Origin of the sequence: Streptomyces odontotermitis (assembly GCF_050510915.1) — a bacterium.
Taxonomy (GTDB): Bacteria; Actinomycetota; Actinomycetes; order Streptomycetales; family Streptomycetaceae; genus Streptomyces.
This window is the reverse complement of the sequence record NZ_JBNJLS010000012.1, coordinates 198095-214230: the sequence shown is the minus strand read 5'-3', so window position 1 is coordinate 214230 and position 16136 is coordinate 198095. Positions and strand designations below refer to the sequence as shown.

Here is a 16136-nt window from a genome sequence, read left to right as displayed (position 1 = left end):
TACCTTGGGGTGCGTGACCCCAGCTCGCCGCCGCCTCTCCCCCGACGCACGGGCGAATCAACTCCTCGACGTGGGTGCGGAGTTGTTCGCCGAGAAGCCGTACGACGACGTCCTCATGGAGGAGGTCGCCGAACGGGCCGGTGTCTCGCGCGCCCTGCTCTACCGGCACTTCCCCGGCAAGCGCGAGCTGTTCGCCGCGGTCTACCGGCAGGCCGCGGGCCGGCTGCTCGCCGCGACCGAGCTCGACCCCGACACGCCCCCGTCCCAATGGCTCAAGGCCGGGCTCGACGCCCACATCGACTACTTCGCCGCCAACCGCCACACCGTCCTCGCCGCGAACCGGGGCCTGGCGGGCGACCAGGTCATCCAGGGCATCATCAACGACGAGCTCGACGAACTGCGCCGCCGCGTCCTCGTCGCCATAGACCTCGACGCCGGTCAACTGGACGCCGCCCGGCGGGAGATGGCGTCGGCAGCGGTGATGAGCTGGCTGGTCTTCGTACGCGCCCTGTGCGTGGACTGGCTCACCCACCACCCGCGCGGCTACACCCGCACCCGGCTGCGCGACATCGCGATCGGCGCGCTGACCGGGGCACTGGGGCCCATCACAGGCGATGGGCCCCCGCTCACCGGCGGCGGGCCTCCGACTCTTCGGCACCCGCGATGAACTCAGCCGCGACGTCGTACAGGCCCGGGTTTGAGATGACGGGTGTGCGCGGGTCGGTGCTCGCGGCGTGGGTGCGCGCCCGGAATTCACCGTCCGCCGTGGCGGCCTCCCACGCCTGTTGGCTCTCCCAGTGCGAGACATTGACGAGCTGAAACCGGGTCTGCGAGGAACGGGCCCGGTGCAGCCGGGAGTCGAGGAAGCCGGGCTTGGTACTCATGAGGGCGGCGCGCCGCTCCCATTGAGCGATGAACGCGTCGAGCTGCTCGGCGGCGATGTCGAAGACGTTGACGAACGTGACGGGTGCGCCGGACACGCCGGATACGTACTCGCTCATGAGGTACGCAGCCAGGCGAGCTGCAGGACGGCGAACACGGCGACGGGGATCGTCTGCACGACGGTCCAGGCGACGCCGAGGCCATTGGGATCCCACCAGTCAAAGACGAGAGAAGCAGCGCTGACGGCCGCCCACGCGATGCCGACCGCGACGAACAACTTCACTGCTGCGCGCGGGGGTTGAGGACGGCGGGCCAGCGCCGCGGCGCCCGCACCGATGGCGAGCATCAGGGCACCGGAGGTGAGCAGCAGTGCGTCGCTCACCCCCAGGAGACCGGCGAGAGGACCTGCCGCGACGACGTAGGCCAGTCCGAAGACGAGCGTTCCACTCGCGTCCAGGGCCAGGATCCGGCGCAGCGAGGCATACGCCGATGCGTCGGGTCTGACGGAGGCGGCAGCTGGAGTGGCTGCGGTAGCCGTAGCGGTATCGGTAGTAGCTGCGGGGTCATGACGATGCATGGGCATGCTCCTTGGCCTGGCCGGTGCGGTCGGTCGGTCGGTCGGTCGGTCGGTCGGGAGCCATGCTGACGGGGTTACTTGACACCTTCCGTCAAGTTTTCTGCCCACTCCGTGAGCTGCGCGCCTCCGCGGAAAACCGTTTGGCGGTCCGCACCAGCCGCTGCTACTTTCCCGGAGGCCGTGCGAGAGAAAGAGGAGGTGGTACCCGTGAACGTATCGACGTGGGTGCTCTCCTCCGGGGTCACGGTCGGACGACGATAGGCAGGTCGTCCGGGAGCGCCGTTTCAGAGCTCTCCCGAAAGGCACGACCATGCACCTCACTTCTGGGCACTTCGCCTCTGAGCACTTCACCTCTGAACAGCGTCTCGACGACGGCGTCCTCGAGCGCACATTCACCCTCGGCGCCCCCGACACCCCCGATACCCCCGGCACCCCGGGCTCCCTCGGCGAGATCCCCGGCATCCTGTGGACCCCCGCATCCGCGTCCGCGGCCGCACCGGCGCCGCTGATCCTGCTCGGCCACCCTCCGCTCGGGCTGGACAAGATGTACCCCCGGCTGGTGGCGCGGGCCCGGCACGCCGCGGCGGACGGCTTCGCCGCGGCCACCATCGAGCTCCCCGGAAGCGGTGACCGGCCCCGTTGGCCCGAAGCCGAGCAGGCCCGCGCCGACCTGCGGCGGGCCATGGAGGCCGGTGAACCCGTCAGCGACGAGATCATCGACCGGCTCGTCCTGCCGATGGTCGACAAGGTGGTCCCGGAATGGCAGGCCGCCCTGGATGCCCTCCTCGCGCTGCCCGAGCTCGGTGGCCCGGTCGGGTACTCGGGGGGAGTGGTCTCCATCGGCGTCCGGCTCGCCGTGGTCGAACCGCGCATCGCGGCCGCCGTCCTGTTCGCCGGGAGTTTCGTGCCGCGCGCCATCTACGAGGAGGCCCGCCGGGTCACCATTCCGCTGCACGTCCTGCTGCAGTGGGACGACGAAGGGGGCCACCGCCAGGCCGCCCTGGACCTGTTCGACGCCTTCGGCAGCAAGGAGAAGACACTGAACGCGAACATGGGCGGGCATGCTGGTGTCCCCCGGTTCGCGGGGGACGCCGCGGCCCAGTTCTTCGCCCGGCATCTCAGCAAGTGAGTAACTGAGCCCCTGAGCGCTTGAGTCGGCGAGCCGTGCCGACCCAAGCGCTCTCTCGGTTGCGCGGTGGGCACCGCTCGCCCCGACCGCGTGAGCGCCGCGCCCGCGATGGGTAGGGGCGCGATCATGCAGGCAGTTGTGATCGACGACAGCGGTACGTTCCGGCTCGCGCAGCGCCCCGACCCGGTCGCCGGGCCCGGACTCGTGGTGGTGCGGGTGCGCGCCGCAGGGCTCAACGCGGCCGACCTCCAGCAGGCCCGGGGCGACTACCCGGCACCGCCGGGCTGGCCCGCCGACGTCCCCGGACTCGAAGTCGCCGGTGAGGTCGAGCAGGTCGGCGCGGGCGTCACGGGAGCGGGCTCCACGGGAGTGGGCGTCGGCGACCGGGTCATGGCCCTCGTGGGCGGCGGTGGGCACGCCGAACGGATCGTGGTGCCGGGCGAGTTGCTGCTGCCGGTGCCCGCGGGGCTGTCCTGGCCGGAGGCGGCGGGTTTCCCGGAGGCGTTCAGCACCGCCTGGGATGCCCTCGTCGTTCAGGCGGGGGTCGGTGCGGGCGACCGGGTGCTCGTCACCGGGGCCGCTGGCGGCGTCGGTACGGCCATGGTGCAGGTGGCCGCCGCTTCGGGTGCCCACGTCGTGGCGAGTGTGCGCCGGGCCGAACTGCACGATCGGGTAAGGGGACTTGTGCCCGGTGGTGGCAGCCTGGACGTCGTCGCGCCCGGTCAGGAGAGCACCCGGGCTCCGTACGACGTCGTCGTCGAACTGGTCGGCGGGGAGGACTGCTTACGGCGGGTCGAGCTGTTGCGTACGCGGGGGAAGATTCTCGTCGTGGGCGTCCAGGGCGGGACGGTGGCCCCCTTGCGCATGTTCGATCTGATGGTGGCGCGCGCCCAGTTGATCGGCACCACCATCCGTGGCCGCTCCCCCGCCGAGAAGGCCCTCCTCGCGGCCACGGTCCGCACGCACGTCCTCCCGCTCCTGGCCGAGGGGCGGATACGGGTCCCTGTCGACGCCGCCTTCCCACTGGAGCGGCACCATGAGGCGTACGCCCGGCTGGCCGGGCCGGGGAAGTTCGGCAAGGTGGTCATGGTGCCGGCAGCACCATGAGCGCCAGCTTGGCCGGGTCGACCACGGCGGTGATGCCGGTGATCCGGGCGTCGACGACGGTGAACGCGACGACCGCGAGCGGGGTGCCGTCCTCGTGCAGGGAGAGAACGCCGGGCAGGCCGTCGACGAGCACCGCCCGCCCGCGCGTCGCCGCGCCGGCCGACAGCCGCGCCCCCGCGGCGACCTCGGTGGCGCCGAGGGTGACGACCACGCCGTTCGGGGTGTGGACGGTCCGCCGCACCTCGGGGTCGAGCAGGCGCAGCAACGCCTCGAAGTCGCCGTCGCGCGCGGCTGCCAGGAACGCCTGGACCACCTCGCGCTGCTCGCGCCCGGCCGCTGCGGGCCGTTCGGTCGCGCGCACCTTCCGGCGGGCGCGGCTGGCGAGCATCTTGGTGGCGGCGGTCGACTTGCCGAGGATCTGGCCGATCTCTTCGAAGGGCACCGCGAACAGGTCGTGCAGCACGAACGCCAGCCGCTCGCCGGGCCGGAGCGATTCGAGGACGACGAGGAGTGCGAGCCCTACCGAGTCGGCGAGTATCGCGTCGTCCTCGGGGGCGGAGCCGTCGTCGGCCGTCACCACGTACGCGAGCGGCGGGTCGTCGTAAGGCGACTCGGGGTAGGGAGACTCGGGGCGGGCCTGGCGTGAGCGCAGGGCGTCGAGGCTGAGACGGCCGACGACCGTGGTCAGCCAGCCGGAGAGGTTCTGGATGGTGTCCGCGTCCTGGCGGGAGAGCCGCAGCCACGCCTCCTGGACCACGTCTTCGGCGTCGGCGTGCGAACCGAGCATGCGGTGCGCGACCGCGCGCAGCCGGTCGCGCTGGGACTCGAACGCTTCGGCCAGCGAGCCCGTCAGCTCCGTGGGACTGGTGTCGGACATGTGGTTACCTTCCTCGGCTTCGCTCCGTCATGGGGATGACGGGCCCGGAAGGGCACAGGTAACCGATGAAGGAGCAGGACTGATGGAAGCACGTCTCAAGGGAGCCCCCGGCCCCGACCTGGTGACCGCGATCCAGCACCTCCACAAGGCGATTCACGCCGGGGGCGTCGACAAGGGCCTGCTGTCGCTGATCCACCTGCGGGCCAGCCAGATCAACGGCTGCAGCCCGTGCGTCTTCGCCTCGGTCGAGTCGGCGAAGAAGGCCGGTGAGAGCGACGAACGGGTGCACAACGTGGTCGCGTGGCGCGAGACGCCCTTCTTCACCGAGGAGGAGCGGGCGGCCCTGGAGCTGGCCGAGGCAGCCACCCGGATCCAGGACGGCGCGCCGGGCGTGACCGACGAGATCTGGGACGCCGCCGCCGGCCACTTCACGCAGGAGCAACTGGGCGCGATCGTCCTGGAGGTCGCGATGACCAACTTCTTCAACCGCATCAACCGCTCGACCCGGGAGCAGGCCGGCAAGAGCTGGTGAGCCCGGGGGCGGGTGCCCTCCGTACGGAGGGCACCCGCCCCAACTCCTCGGTGTACGCCGCCTCTTGACGCACCGCCGTATGGCACCGCCTCAGTGCACCGTCTCCTCAGTGGGCCGCAGCCCCCGCGGCACCCACGCCCACGCCGCCACCGCCGCGGCCACGCTGAGCGCCGCGCCGACCAGGAGCGTCGGCCCCAGCGCCTGCGTGTACGCGCCCGACGCCGCGTCGAGCAGCGCGCGCCCGGTCGCGCCGCCGACGGACTCGGCGACGTGCGCCGCCTCGCCCACCGACGCGTGCACCTTGTCGGCGACGGAGGCGTCAACTCCCAGCTGGGGCAGCTCACTTCGGTACAGCGCCGTCGCGAGGCTGCCCAGGATCGCCACGCCCATCGCCGCGCCCAGCTCGTAGCAGGTCTCCTCGATGGCGGCCGCGCCGCCGACGTCCGACGCCGGGGTGGCCGCCATCAGGGTCACGGACGCCACCGTGGTCGCGACGCCGACTCCCAGGCCCAGGACGCCCAGGGAGACGGCGAGTTCCGGATAGCCGACGGCGCCGGAGCCGACGTTCTGGAACACCCAGGGAAGCGCGAGGCCCGCGGCCATCGTCACCAGGCCCGCACCCATCACGTGCCGGATCGGGAAGCGCTGCATCAGCGACGGCGTCAGCATCGACGTGACGATCAGGCCGAGCGGCGCGGGCAGCAGCCGGACACCCGCCTCCAGCGGCGAGTAGCCCTGCCCGTACTGGAACCACTGCGTGACGAGGAAGAGCACCGCGCCCATCCCGACCATGCCGAGGAAGATCGCCGCCGCGGCGATGCTGAAGGGCCGCCGGGTGAAGAGGCGGACCTGCAACAGCGGCTGGTCGAGCCGGAGTTGACGGCGCACGAAGACGGTCAGGGCCACCGCCGCGAGGGCGAGCAGCGCCCACGGCAGGGGGTCCGTGAGGCCGCTCTTGCCGAGCTGCTTGATGCCGCCCGCGAGGGCGAGCATGCCGACGACGGACTGGCCCACGCCCCACCAGTCCCAGCGGCCGGTGCGCGGCGCGCGCGACTCGGGCAGGATGCGGGCGCCGAGCGCGATGATCAGCGCGGCCACGGGGATGTTGAGCAGGAACGCCGCGTGCCAGCCGTAGTCCTGCACGAGCAGTCCGCCGACCACCGGGCCGAGCGCCATGCCGCCGCCGAAGACGGCCGCCCACACCGCGTACGCGAAGGCCCGCTCCCTGGCGTCGGTGAACACGTCGCGCAGGATCGACAGCGTCGACGGCATGATCGTCGCACCGCCCACGCCGAGGAGCGCCCGCGCCGCGATGACCTGCCAGGCCGCGGTGGCGAACACCGCGAGCAGCGAGGCGAACGCGAAGATCGCGAACCCGGTGAGCAGCAGCCGCTTGCGCCCCCAGCGGTCCCCGAGCGCTCCGGCGGTCACGAGGAGCCCGGAGAGCGCGAGCGCGTAGATGTCGATGATCCACAGCTGCTCGACGGCGCCCGGCTGCAGATCGCCCACGAGGGAGGGGAACGCCACGTTCAGGATCGTGGTGTCCATGGCGATGAGCAGCAGGCTGCCGGAGAGCACCGCGAGCACGAGCCAGCGGTTGGCGGTGGGGCGGCGCGTGGGCGCGGGGTCGAGGACGGGTGACGTGAGACGCATGCGTTAAGAATGACACAATGATGTCTCACATGCGCGTCGAGCGCTGCACAGAGTGAGCTGGATCACTCATGGCGTGGGGCGCGATGGGGCTCAGGCGGCGCCCGGGGCGCTGAAGGCCCCGGTCACGCCTCTCGTAGTGCGTACGCACCAGGACCCCCGCACGGCTGGTCCAGGCGCACCAAGGGAAGACGGCGACGGCGGACGATGCCCGGCGGGGACGCCGGAGGGAAGTGTGGGAGCCGCGTAAGAACCGCGCATCCGCGCAACCGCGCAGCGCGTACACGGACATCGCGCACAACGCGCAGCGCGCCTTCCCCTTGCCTAGCGGCGTCTGGAGTGATCGACAGGTGGCGACATTTCTTTACCGGATCGGACGGTGGGCCTTCCGGCGGCGCCGGCTCGTGCTCGGCCTGTGGCTCGGCGGCCTGGTGCTGGCCGTCGCTGCCGCCGCCGTGGCGCCGGAGGGCGAGGACGAGGACCTCTCCATGCCCGGCACCGAGTCGCAGCAGGCGTTCGACCTGCTGGACGAGCGCTTCCCGCAGAGCAACTCCCAAGGCGCCGAGGCCCGTTTGGTGTTCCAGGCCCCGGACGGGCAGCGGGTGACGGCCAAGGAGCACAGGGCGGCCGTCGAGGGCGCGCTCGACTCCCTGGACAAGGGCGAGCAGGTCGCCTCGGTCACCGACCCCTATGAGACCGGCGCCGTCAGCAAGGACGGCACCATCGCCTACTCCACGATCACCTACGGCGCGGACACCGCCGACCTGACCGCGTCGACGAAGGGCGCCCTCGAAGACGCCGCGGGCCAGGCCAGGGACGCGGGGCTGACCGTGGAGACCGGCGGCTCGGCCCTGGACTCGGAGGAGGAGCCGGGCGGCACCACGGAGATCATCGGCGTGGGGGTCGCGGCGGTGGTCCTCGTCCTCGCCCTCGGCTCGCTGGTCGCGGCCGGGCTGTCGCTGCTGACCGCCTTCGTGGGCGTGGCCATCGCCTTCGGCCTGGTCTCCGCGCTCACCGTGCCGCTGGGCCTGACGTCCACCGTCTCCATCCTGTCCCTGATGCTGGGCCTCGCGGTCGGCATCGACTACGCCCTCTTCATCACCTCCCGCTTCCGCGACGAGCGCGCCCGGGGCCGCGAGCCGGAGGAGGCCGCGGGCCGGGCGGTGGGCACGGCCGGATCCGCCGTCGTCTTCGCCGGTGCGACCGTCTTCATCGCCCTCGTCGGCCTCGGGGTCGTCGGCATCCCCGAACTCACCAAGATGGGCATGGGCGGCGCGGGCGCCGTGGCCCTCGCCGTACTCGTCGCCCTGACCCTGGTCCCCGCGCTGTTCGGCTTCTTCGGCCGCCGGGTCCTGTCCCGCGCCGCCCGCAAGACCGCCCGGCACCCGCACCCGGTGCCCGCCGCAGCGGGCCGGGCCGGGCTCGGCACCCGCTGGGCGCGGTTCGTGCTGCGCCGCCCCGTACCCGTCCTGCTGGTCGCCGGACTCGGTCTCGGCGCCGTCGCCCTGCCCGCGCTGAGCCTCGAACTCGGGCTGCCCGGCGACGAGTCCAAGTCGGTGGAGACCACCGAGCGCCGCGCCTACGACCTGCTGTCGGACGGCTTCGGCCCCGGCTTCAACGGCCCGCTGACCGTCGTCGTGGACACCTCGAAGTCCGGCGACACCCGCGCCACCACGGACCAGGTCGTCAAGACCGTACGGGGAGTGGACGGGGTCGCGTCGGTCGGTGACCCGGTCCTCAGCAAGGACAAGGACACAGCCGTCCTCACCGCCGTCCCGTGGACCGCGCCGAACAGCGGCGAGACCAAGGACCTGGTGCACGCGATCCGCGGCGCGGTCTCCGGCGTCGAGGCCGACACGGGCGCCGGCATCCTCGTGACCGGCACCACCGCCATGAACATCGACATCTCCGAAGCGATGTCCGACGCCCTCCTGCCCTATCTGGCCGTCGTCATCGGCCTGGCCGTGCTCCTGCTGATGGTGGTCTTCCGCTCGATCCTGGTACCGGTCAAGGCGGCGCTCGGCTTCCTGCTGTCGGTGGGTGCCGCCTTCGGCGTCCTCGTCGCCGTCTTCCAGTGGGGCTGGGGGGCGGACCTGATCGGCATCGAGCAGACCGGGCCGGTCATGTCGCTGATGCCGATCCTCATCATCGGCATCGTGTTCGGCCTCGCCATGGACTACGAGGTCTTCCTCCTCTCCCGCATGCGGGAGGCGTACGTCCACGGCGCGGCCCCCGGCGAGGCGATCGTGGGCGGCTTCCGGCACAGCGGACGCGTGGTGGCCGCGGCGGCGATCATCATGGTCAGCGTGTTCGCCGGATTCATCGGCATGAGCAGCCCGACCATCCAGACGATGGGCGTCGGCCTGGCGGCCGCCGTCGCCTTCGACGCCTTCGTGGTCCGGATGGCGATCGTGCCCGCCGTCCTCGCCCTGCTCGGCCGCCGGGCCTGGTGGCTGCCTCGTATCCTGAGCCGTGTGCTGCCGAACGTGGACATCGAGGGCGAGAAGCTGACCAGGCACGTCCCGGCCCCCGCGGCCGCGCCGGACGCCGCCGTGCCGCCTCCCCCGCCCCCGCCCCCGCCGCTGCCCGTCGGCCGGCACCGGCACTGAGGCGGCCATGACGGTGACGGACACAGGGGCCGGCGGCCCGCGACCACGCGGCAGGTGGTGGCGGGAGGCAGCGGTCACGGCGACGGCGTTCGCGCTCTGCCTGCTCGGCGGCGTGCTCCGCGACGACGACGGCCCGCTCTCACCGCCGTCCCTCGCCGCCTACGTCATCGCCGTGGTGTCCAGTGCCGTGCTGCCGCTGCGGCACCGGGCGCCCCTGGCCGCCATGGCGGTCACCACCGCGAGCGGCATGCTGGTGCCGCCCCTGGGCCTCCTGCTGAGCCCGCTCATCGTGGCCCCCGCCGTGATCACCGCCTTCTCCTACGCGCGCACCGTGCGCAACGAACGGCGCGCGGCGATCGCGGTGTTGCTCATCTCCGCGGCGCTGCTCCTCGCCGCCACCCCCCTGTTCGGGGCCCTCTCGTGGAAGGACGCGAGCAGGGTCGGGGCGGTGGCGGCGTTCCCGCTGGTGGCCGGCGTGCTCGGCCGCTCGGTGCAGAACCGGCGGGCCTACCTGGCCGCCGTGGAGGAGCGGGCGCTGCGGGCCGAGGAGAGCCGGGACAGCGAGGCCCGCAGGAGAGTGGCCGAGGAACGGGTGCGCATCGCCCGCGAACTGCACGACCTCGTGGCCCACCAGATCACCCTCGCCAACGCGCAGGCCACCGTCGCCGCCCACCTCTTCGACACCCGCCCGGAACAGACCCGCAAGAGCCTCAAGGAACTCGTCGAGACCACCGGCGACGCCCTCGACGACCTGCGGGCCACGGTCGGCCTGCTGCGCCAGACCGACGACGGCGACGCGGCCGGGCCCGCCGAACCGGCCCCCGGTCTCGCCCAACTGCCCACGCTCCTCGCGTCCTTCCGCCGCGCGGGCCTGGAGGTCTCGGTGCACCAGGAGGGCACGGCCAGGCCGCTGCCGCCGGGCGTGGACCTCACCGCGTACCGCATCGTCCAGGAGGCCCTGACCAACGTGACCAAGCACGCGGGCAGCGGCACCGCCCAGGTCCGCATCGACTGGGACCGCGACCGCGTCACCCTCACCGTCGCGGACGAGGGCGGGGGCAGGGGCGGGAGCGGGAGCAGGGACGCCCGCACGGCGCCGGGTACGTCCACGGAGGCGGGCCACGCAGACCGTGCGCCCGGCTACGGCCTGATCGGGATGCGGGAACGTGCCACCGCGATCGGAGGACACCTCTCCGCGGGCAGGCGCCCGGAGGGCGGCTTCCTCGTCTCCACCCAACTGCCGCTGCCGCCCGTCAAGGACCCGGCACGCAGGACTGACGACCGGTCAACAACCGTTGAGAGACAGATGACTGACGACGCATCAGGCAACGGCGGGACGAGCAACGCCCGTACAGGCAACAGCCGTACGGGCGACGGAGCGGCCGGGGAGGCCCCGTGACGCTCCGTGTGCTGCTCGCCGACGACCAGGCCCTGTTGCGCAGCGCCTTCCGCATGCTCCTCGACTCCGCCGACGACATCACCGTGGTCGGCGAGGCCGGCGACGGCAGGGAGGCCGTGCGACTCACCCGGGAGCTGCGCCCGGACGTGGTGATCATGGACATCCGCATGCCCGAGGTGGACGGTCTCACCGCCACGACGGAGATCTGCGCGGACCCGGAGCTGCGGTCCAGCCGCATCCTGATCCTCACCACGTACGAGACGGACGAGTACGTCGCCCAGGCGCTGCGCGCGGGAGCCGGGGGCTTCATCGGCAAGGGCATCGGGGCCGAGGACCTGCTGCACGCCGTGCGGACGATCGCCGACGGCGACACCCTCCTCTCCCCCGCCGCGACCCGCTCCCTGGTCACCCGTTTCCTGGCCACACCGGACACGGCCGCGCAACAGGACCCCGAGCAGCTCGCCCTACTCACCCCGCGCGAACGCGAGATGGTGGCCCTGGTGGCGACCGGCCTCTCCAACCAGGAGATCGCCGAGCGGATGTACCTCAGCCCCTTCACCGTCCGCGCCCACGTGCAGCGCGCCATGACGAAGCTGGAGGCCCGCGACCGGGCCCAACTCGTCGTCATCGCCTACCGGACGGGCCTGGCGCACGCTTCTCCCGGCGGCTCTCCCGGCGGCTCTCCCAGCGGCACGGATCGACTGTCGTAGGCAGTTCGCCTGTGACAGAACGAAGACGTCGCGGGCGATCTCCTGTGACTCGGTGCGGGATACAAATGCTTTCGCCACCGACAAGGGCTCTTCCTCGTCCTCGTCGTCCGGTGGCGGCGCGCAGTCGGACGGCGGGTAGAAGCAGCAGGACGGCGCGAAGCCCGAGGGCGGCTCGAACGCCGGAGGCTCGAACGCCGGTGACGGCACGGCGGGTTCGGGCAAGGAGGCCGAGGCGGGTGCGGCTGCCAGCGGCGCGGGCAAGGGCGGCGGCAAGCTCCCCCTATGCAAGACCGCCGACCTGGCCATCGACGCGGCCGACGCCGCGCCCGACAAGACCTCCGGCCGCATCAACATCACCATGATCAACCGGGGTTCGGCCACCTGCTCCGCCACCGGCTTCGCGGGCGTCGACATCAAGGACGAGGACAACACCTCCAGCCCCATCGAGCGCGGCCAGGCCCAGCCCCGCGTCACCACCCTCAAGCCCGGCGACGCGGCCGTCTTCAACCTCGCCTACACCATCGACAGCAGCGGCAACAGCCTCGCCTCCCCCACCAGCATCGAAGTGACGCCCCCCAACGAGACCCACTCCGTCACCCTCAACTGGCCCGAGAACGCAGGCGCCATCAAGGGCGCCTACACCGACGTCCAGGTCTTCCCCACCCACACCACCGAGTAACAGCCGCAGCGGTGCGCACTACGGGCGAGCGGGGCCCACGCCCGCGCCGGTGCGTGTGATCGCCTCGGCGATCTCCGCCAGGTCGGCCTCGGTGAGGGCGAGCGAACCGGCGTCGATCCAGCCGTCGACCTGCTGCGGGCTGCGGGCGCCGACGATGGCGCCGGTCAGACCGGGCCAGGCCAGGGCCCAGGCGATGGCCACCTCGGCGACGGACACCCGGTGCCGGGCGGCGACGGGACGCAGGGCGTCGGCCAGGGCGAGGTTGGCGTCGAGACCGGTGGTGAAGTCGGCGTGGCCGGAGCGCCAGTCGTCGGCGGTGAGCGCGGCGGCACGCTCCTTGGTGAAGGCACCGGTCAGCAGGCCCGACTGCATCGGCGAATAGACGATGACGCCGGTGTCGTGGGCCTTGGCCCAGGCGATCTCGGCGGCCGCGGAGCGGTTGATCGCCGAGAAGGGCGGCTGGACGACGTCCACGTGGGCGACGGCCTCGGCGCGCTCCAGCTCCTCCGCCGAGTGGTTGGACAGGCCGATCGCGCGGACCTTTCCCTCCGCCTTCAGATCGGCCATCACCTGCCAATACTCCTCCAGCGGCGTGGCGTTGGGCGACACGGCGCCGAAGCCGCCACCGGCGTACTCCAGCGATTCACCGGTGTCGGGATAGTGCACCTGGTACAGGTCGATGTGATCGACGCCGAGCCGCCGCAGCGAGTCCTCGACCTCACGGCGTACGCTGGCGGGCTTCATGATCCGCCGGGGCGCGGCGGCCGGATTCTCCGGGTCCCAGACCAGACCGGCCTTGGTGAAGAGATACGGGCGGTCCGCCTCGGGGAGGTCGGCGACGGCCTTGCCCACGAGTTCCTCGGAGTGCCCGAGCCCGTAGACGGCGGCGGTGTCGATCCAGTTGACGCCGGAGGCGACGGCGTGGCGGATCGCGGCGACGGACTCGGCGTCGTCGGTGGCGCCCCAGCTGAAGCGCCAGCCGGAACCGGCGACCGCCCAGGAGCCGAAGCCGACGCGGGTGATGTCCATTCCGGTGGTGCCGAGCGCGGTGGTGGGAAGGCTGCTCATGTTGCTTGCTTCTCCTGCGAGTTGAGGTCCTTGCGCCGTTGTCCCCGGCGCTGACCTCCATGTTTCGCCAGGCCGCGGAGGCTACCCAGCCCTCGGCCGAACGTAGTTCCAGCAGAAGCACCCTCGCGCCCCGGCACCCCCGTCCCGCCTCGCCCCGCGCCCTCCGGCCGGACCGTGTGTGACCGGAACGGCCCCGGGCACCCGGGACGGGCACGCATCATCACGCTCGTCAGTAGGGAGACACCCCATGACCACCGCCCGCGACATCATGACGCCCGGTGCCCAGTGTGTCGGCGCCGACGAGACCGTTCTGGAGGCCGCCTCACACCTCACCGCACTCGACGTGGGCGCCCTGCCCATCTGCGGCACGGACAACCTGCTCAAGGGGGTGCTGACCGACCGCGACATCGTCACCAAGGTGCTCGGCGCGGGCCGCGACCCGGCCACCACCACCGCGGGGGAGCTCGCGCAGGGCGAGGCGGTCACCATCGGCGCGGACGACCAGGCGGACGAGGTGTTCGCGACCATGGCGATGCACCAGGTCCGCCGACTGCCCGTCATCGACGGCCACGCCCTGGTCGGGATGGTCACGGTGGCCGACGTGGCGCGGGCCCTGCCCTCCCCCGAGGTCGGCGCCCTCATCGAAGCTCTCTCGACCGACTGAACCGGCATGTCGGCATGATGAAGGCGCGGCCATTGAGTTCTCCGGAACGCCGGACGCTGAGCCAGATCGCACGGGGTCTGCGCCAAGACCCGCATTTCGCCTCGGAGTTCGAGGCATCCTCCCGCGCACCTGCCCGCAGGCATCCGCTGCGCGCGCTCGCCTCGATCGGCAGTGTGCTGTGGCCATGGCGAGGACGCGGGACACGGTGATCTGGCCCTGACCCTGGTCCTGGTCCTGGTCCTGGTCCTGGCCCTGGTCCTGACTCTGCCCTGGCGTCAGCTCTCCGGGCCCTGGCATCAGCTCTCCGGCCAGCCTCGGCGCAGGACCCGCCCGATCAGCGGGGCGATGTCGCCGAGGGGAAGGACGAAGTCGCAGTTGCCGGTCTCGACGGCGGCCTTGGGCATGCCGTGGAAGGCCGCCGACAGCGGGTCCTGCGCGATGACGATGCCGCCCTGCGCCTTGACCGAGCGCACGCCCCGGGCTCCGTCGCTGTCAGCGCCGGTGAGCACGCAGGCGATGATCCGCGGGCCGTGCGCCCGCGCGGCCGACTCGAAGAGCGGGTCGGCCGCCGGGCGCGCGAAGTTGACCGGGCCCGCCGCGCTCAAACCCAGCACCCCGCCCGCGTTCACACACAGGTGCCGGTCCGGCGGCGCGATGTACACGGTACCCGCCTGAGGGTCTTCTCCCTCCTGGGCCAGCTTGACGGGGAGCGGGGTGGAACGCGACAGGACGGTGACGATCCGGGTCTCGCGTGCGCGCCTCAGGTGCTGGGCCACCAGTACGGGGACCGGCAGCGTCGCCTGAAGACCGCCCAGCAGGACCCCCAGGCCCTGCACGCCTCCGGCGGAGGCCGCCACCAGCACCGCGCCGTGGCCGCGGCGCGAACCGGCCCGTGAGCCTGTGCTCATGTCTGTGCTCATGCCTGTGCACATGAGGAGCCCGCCCCTCGGTCAGACCGGCGACGGGGCGCCGGCCGGCGACGGCCGGGGCGCGCCCGTCCCGGTGGTGCGGAGCACGACGGTCAGGCCGTCGCTCTCGACGTACCCCCACAGGCTGCGGGCCACATTGCTCGCCGCGAGCCGCAGGGAGGCGCGGTCCCAGGAGTCCTCGCCGGGCAGGGCCTGCTGGTCCGGCAAGTCCCGCGGTATCGGTGCGGTGTTCGGCTCGTCGCCATGGGCCGGTGTCTCCGGCCTGCCGTCAGTCACGGTGTCCTCCGCCTCAGAAGCCGCGTGCCGTGCCCCGGAGTTGGGGAATCCGCACGTCAGCCGCCGGACGAGTGCCCTTGAGAGCGAGCCCGAAACCGTACGGGGATCACCTGCCCTGCGTCGCCTTCTTGAAGATCTCGAAGACGGACAGGTAGTTGTGGTCGCCGTGACCGGCGGCGCGCGCCTGCTCGGCGAGCTCCTTCATCTGCCGGGGCTGGTCGGGGTGGACGCCTTGTTCCTGGCTGGTGCGGGCGATGTGTTCCAGCGCGTTCAGGTTCATGTCCAGGGTGCCGAGGTCGCCGGGGTAGTGGGCCCGGTCCAGGTCGGGCGCCTGGGTGAGGAGCGCCGTGGGGTTCACCACGGTGGGCATGAACCAGCCGAGGGCGATCTCGGCGAAGTCCACCGCCGAGACGTTCGCCGAGCCGACCAGGGCCGTCGCGTGGAGCCAGCCGTTCATGGTCGCGTACATCATTTCGAGCAGTGCCGTGTTGTAGAGGACCGCGAGGCCGGGGTCGGCTCCGAGGAAGCGGGGGTCGCCCAGACTCGCCAGCGCCTCCCGGTGCTTGTCGAAGACTTCCCGCGAACCGCTGTACAGGAAGACGGATTCGGGATGTCCGACGAGGGGCGGCGGCACCATGATCGCCCCGTCGAGGTACGCGAGGCCGCGGGCCTCCGCCCAACTGACCGCCGCGTGGGCTTCCTTCGGCGTACCGGAGTTGAGATTGACCAGGGTGCGGTGCGCCAGGGCGTCACCGGCCGCGCCGAAGGCCCGGTACATGGCGTCGTAGTCCTTGAGGCACATCAACGTGACGGGGCTCGCGGACACCGCTTCGGCGAGGGTCGCCGCGCGGTGGGCCCCCTTGGCGACCAGGCCGTCGGCCTTCCCCGGAGTGCGGTTCCAGACCGTCAGGGGGTGTCCTTTGTCGAGGAGCGTCTCGGAGAGGGCCATGCCCATGGGACCGAGGCCGACGACGGTAACGGGCGTGCTGAGGTGGGAATTTGAGGTCTGCGTTGTCATGAGCGGCACGTTAGGGTTTCACATCGGTGT

At 72.1% G+C, this 16136-nt stretch carries 17 protein-coding genes and 1 pseudogene; 10 read left to right on the top strand and 8 right to left on the bottom strand.

Translation table 11 applies throughout. The features are described from left to right. Positions 1–4 precede the first annotated feature (4 nt). Positions 5–667, top strand: a complete 663-nt coding sequence (locus ACQB60_RS29540; protein ID WP_496929142.1) for a TetR/AcrR family transcriptional regulator — start codon at positions 5–7, stop codon at positions 665–667. Here ACQB60_RS29540 and ACQB60_RS29535 read toward each other — a convergent pair. Then, positions 627–1001, bottom strand: coding sequence for an antibiotic biosynthesis monooxygenase family protein (locus ACQB60_RS29535; RefSeq protein ID WP_496929141.1), 375 nt, complete (start codon positions 999–1001; stop codon positions 627–629). The genes ACQB60_RS29540 and ACQB60_RS29535 overlap by 41 nt on opposite strands. After that, positions 998–1459 carry a hypothetical protein gene (locus tag ACQB60_RS29530; protein WP_496929140.1) on the bottom strand — a complete coding sequence of 154 codons (462 nt, stop codon included), beginning with the start codon at positions 1457–1459 and terminating at the stop codon, positions 998–1000. Before ACQB60_RS29530 ends, ACQB60_RS29535 begins: the two co-directional genes overlap by 4 nt. A gap of 310 nt (positions 1460–1769) precedes the next feature. On the opposite strand from ACQB60_RS29530, the gene ACQB60_RS29525 reads away from it, so the two are divergent. Both ACQB60_RS29525 and ACQB60_RS29520 read left to right on the top strand, forming a co-directional pair. Next, the gene (locus ACQB60_RS29525) at positions 1770–2588 is read left to right on the top strand and encodes a dienelactone hydrolase family protein (protein ID WP_496929139.1); all 819 of its coding nucleotides are present in this window, start codon (positions 1770–1772) and stop codon (positions 2586–2588) included. A 126-nt stretch (positions 2589–2714) separates the two neighbouring features. Continuing rightward, the gene (locus ACQB60_RS29520) at positions 2715–3695 is read left to right on the top strand and encodes a zinc-binding dehydrogenase (protein ID WP_496929138.1); all 981 of its coding nucleotides are present in this window, start codon (positions 2715–2717) and stop codon (positions 3693–3695) included. Here ACQB60_RS29520 and ACQB60_RS29515 read toward each other — a convergent pair. Beyond that, positions 3673–4572, bottom strand: a complete 900-nt coding sequence (locus ACQB60_RS29515; protein WP_496929137.1) for a sigma-70 family RNA polymerase sigma factor — start codon at positions 4570–4572, stop codon at positions 3673–3675. The genes ACQB60_RS29520 and ACQB60_RS29515 overlap by 23 nt on opposite strands. Before the next feature lie 82 nt (positions 4573–4654). Between ACQB60_RS29515 and ACQB60_RS29510 the strand changes: the two genes are divergently transcribed. Beyond that, the gene (locus tag ACQB60_RS29510) at positions 4655–5104 is read left to right on the top strand and encodes a carboxymuconolactone decarboxylase family protein (RefSeq protein WP_496929136.1); all 450 of its coding nucleotides are present in this window, start codon (positions 4655–4657) and stop codon (positions 5102–5104) included. A 90-nt stretch (positions 5105–5194) separates the two neighbouring features. Here ACQB60_RS29510 and ACQB60_RS29505 read toward each other — a convergent pair whose 3' ends face one another. After that, positions 5195–6757, bottom strand: a complete 1563-nt coding sequence (locus ACQB60_RS29505) for an MFS transporter (protein WP_496929135.1) — start codon at positions 6755–6757, stop codon at positions 5195–5197. 347 nt (positions 6758–7104) lie between these two features. Between ACQB60_RS29505 and ACQB60_RS29500 the strand changes: the two genes are divergently transcribed. The 4 genes and pseudogenes from ACQB60_RS29500 to ACQB60_RS29485 form a co-directional block, all read left to right on the top strand. Next, positions 7105–9363, top strand: coding sequence for an MMPL family transporter (locus ACQB60_RS29500; protein WP_496929134.1), 2259 nt, complete (start codon positions 7105–7107; stop codon positions 9361–9363). A gap of 13 nt (positions 9364–9376) precedes the next feature. After that, positions 9377–10762, top strand: coding sequence for a sensor histidine kinase (locus ACQB60_RS29495; RefSeq protein ID WP_496929192.1), 1386 nt, complete (start codon positions 9377–9379; stop codon positions 10760–10762). Further along, a complete protein-coding gene (locus tag ACQB60_RS29490; RefSeq protein WP_496929133.1) occupies positions 10759–11472 on the top strand; it encodes a response regulator transcription factor in 714 nt (237 codons plus the stop codon). Before ACQB60_RS29495 ends, ACQB60_RS29490 begins: the two co-directional genes overlap by 4 nt. 295 nt (positions 11473–11767) lie before the next feature. After that, a pseudogene (locus ACQB60_RS29485) lies at positions 11768–12151 on the top strand (DUF4232 domain-containing protein); the annotation flags it as partial. Between the two features lie 18 nt (positions 12152–12169). On the opposite strand, the gene ACQB60_RS29480 reads toward ACQB60_RS29485, so the two are convergent. Next, on the bottom strand, positions 12170–13219 hold the full coding sequence (locus ACQB60_RS29480) for an aldo/keto reductase (RefSeq protein ID WP_496929132.1): 1050 nt from the start codon (positions 13217–13219) through the stop codon (positions 12170–12172). A 247-nt stretch (positions 13220–13466) separates the two neighbouring features. Between ACQB60_RS29480 and ACQB60_RS29475 the strand changes: the two genes are divergently transcribed. After that, positions 13467–13883, top strand: coding sequence for a CBS domain-containing protein (locus ACQB60_RS29475; protein ID WP_496929131.1), 417 nt, complete (start codon positions 13467–13469; stop codon positions 13881–13883). 14 nt (positions 13884–13897) lie between these two features. Then, positions 13898–14092 carry a DUF3040 domain-containing protein gene (locus ACQB60_RS29470; RefSeq protein WP_496929130.1) on the top strand — a complete coding sequence of 65 codons (195 nt, stop codon included), beginning with the start codon at positions 13898–13900 and terminating at the stop codon, positions 14090–14092. Positions 14093–14179: 87 nt separating this feature from the next. On the opposite strand, the gene ACQB60_RS29465 is transcribed toward ACQB60_RS29470, so the two are convergent. The 3 genes from ACQB60_RS29465 to ACQB60_RS29455 all read right to left on the bottom strand — a co-directional run bounded on the left by ACQB60_RS29465 (position 14180) and on the right by ACQB60_RS29455 (position 16106). Next, positions 14180–14791, bottom strand: a complete 612-nt coding sequence (locus ACQB60_RS29465; protein WP_496929129.1) for a chemotaxis protein CheB — start codon at positions 14789–14791, stop codon at positions 14180–14182. A gap of 42 nt (positions 14792–14833) precedes the next feature. Further along, positions 14834–15088: a hypothetical protein gene (locus ACQB60_RS29460; RefSeq protein ID WP_496929128.1), complete on the bottom strand. Its 255-nt coding sequence runs from the start codon at positions 15086–15088 to the stop codon at positions 14834–14836. Between the two features lie 106 nt (positions 15089–15194). Further along, positions 15195–16106, bottom strand: coding sequence for an NAD(P)-dependent oxidoreductase (locus tag ACQB60_RS29455; protein ID WP_496929127.1), 912 nt, complete (start codon positions 16104–16106; stop codon positions 15195–15197). Positions 16107–16136 lie beyond the last annotated feature (30 nt).

What these genes read in the sequence shown, in the direction of transcription:
- ACQB60_RS29510 (WP_496929136.1), top strand. Translation starts at nt 4,655, where the DNA reads ATGGAAGCACGTCTCAAGGGAGCCCCCGGCCCCGACCTGGTGACCGCG.
- ACQB60_RS29470 (WP_496929130.1), top strand. Translation starts at nt 13,898, where the DNA reads ATGATGAAGGCGCGGCCATTGAGTTCTCCGGAACGCCGGACGCTGAGC.
- ACQB60_RS29465 (WP_496929129.1), bottom strand. Translation starts at nt 14,791, where the DNA reads ATGAGCACAGGCTCACGGGCCGGTTCGCGCCGCGGCCACGGCGCGGTG.
- ACQB60_RS29480 (WP_496929132.1), bottom strand. Translation starts at nt 13,219, where the DNA reads ATGAGCAGCCTTCCCACCACCGCGCTCGGCACCACCGGAATGGACATC.
- ACQB60_RS29525 (WP_496929139.1), top strand. Translation starts at nt 1,770, where the DNA reads ATGCACCTCACTTCTGGGCACTTCGCCTCTGAGCACTTCACCTCTGAA.
- ACQB60_RS29515 (WP_496929137.1), bottom strand. Translation starts at nt 4,572, where the DNA reads ATGTCCGACACCAGTCCCACGGAGCTGACGGGCTCGCTGGCCGAAGCG.
- ACQB60_RS29455 (WP_496929127.1), bottom strand. Translation starts at nt 16,106, where the DNA reads ATGACAACGCAGACCTCAAATTCCCACCTCAGCACGCCCGTTACCGTC.
- ACQB60_RS29535 (WP_496929141.1), bottom strand. Translation starts at nt 1,001, where the DNA reads ATGAGCGAGTACGTATCCGGCGTGTCCGGCGCACCCGTCACGTTCGTC.
- ACQB60_RS29475 (WP_496929131.1), top strand. Translation starts at nt 13,467, where the DNA reads ATGACCACCGCCCGCGACATCATGACGCCCGGTGCCCAGTGTGTCGGC.
- ACQB60_RS29505 (WP_496929135.1), bottom strand. Translation starts at nt 6,757, where the DNA reads ATGCGTCTCACGTCACCCGTCCTCGACCCCGCGCCCACGCGCCGCCCC.
- ACQB60_RS29530 (WP_496929140.1), bottom strand. Translation starts at nt 1,459, where the DNA reads ATGCATCGTCATGACCCCGCAGCTACTACCGATACCGCTACGGCTACC.
- ACQB60_RS29520 (WP_496929138.1), top strand. Translation starts at nt 2,715, where the DNA reads ATGCAGGCAGTTGTGATCGACGACAGCGGTACGTTCCGGCTCGCGCAG.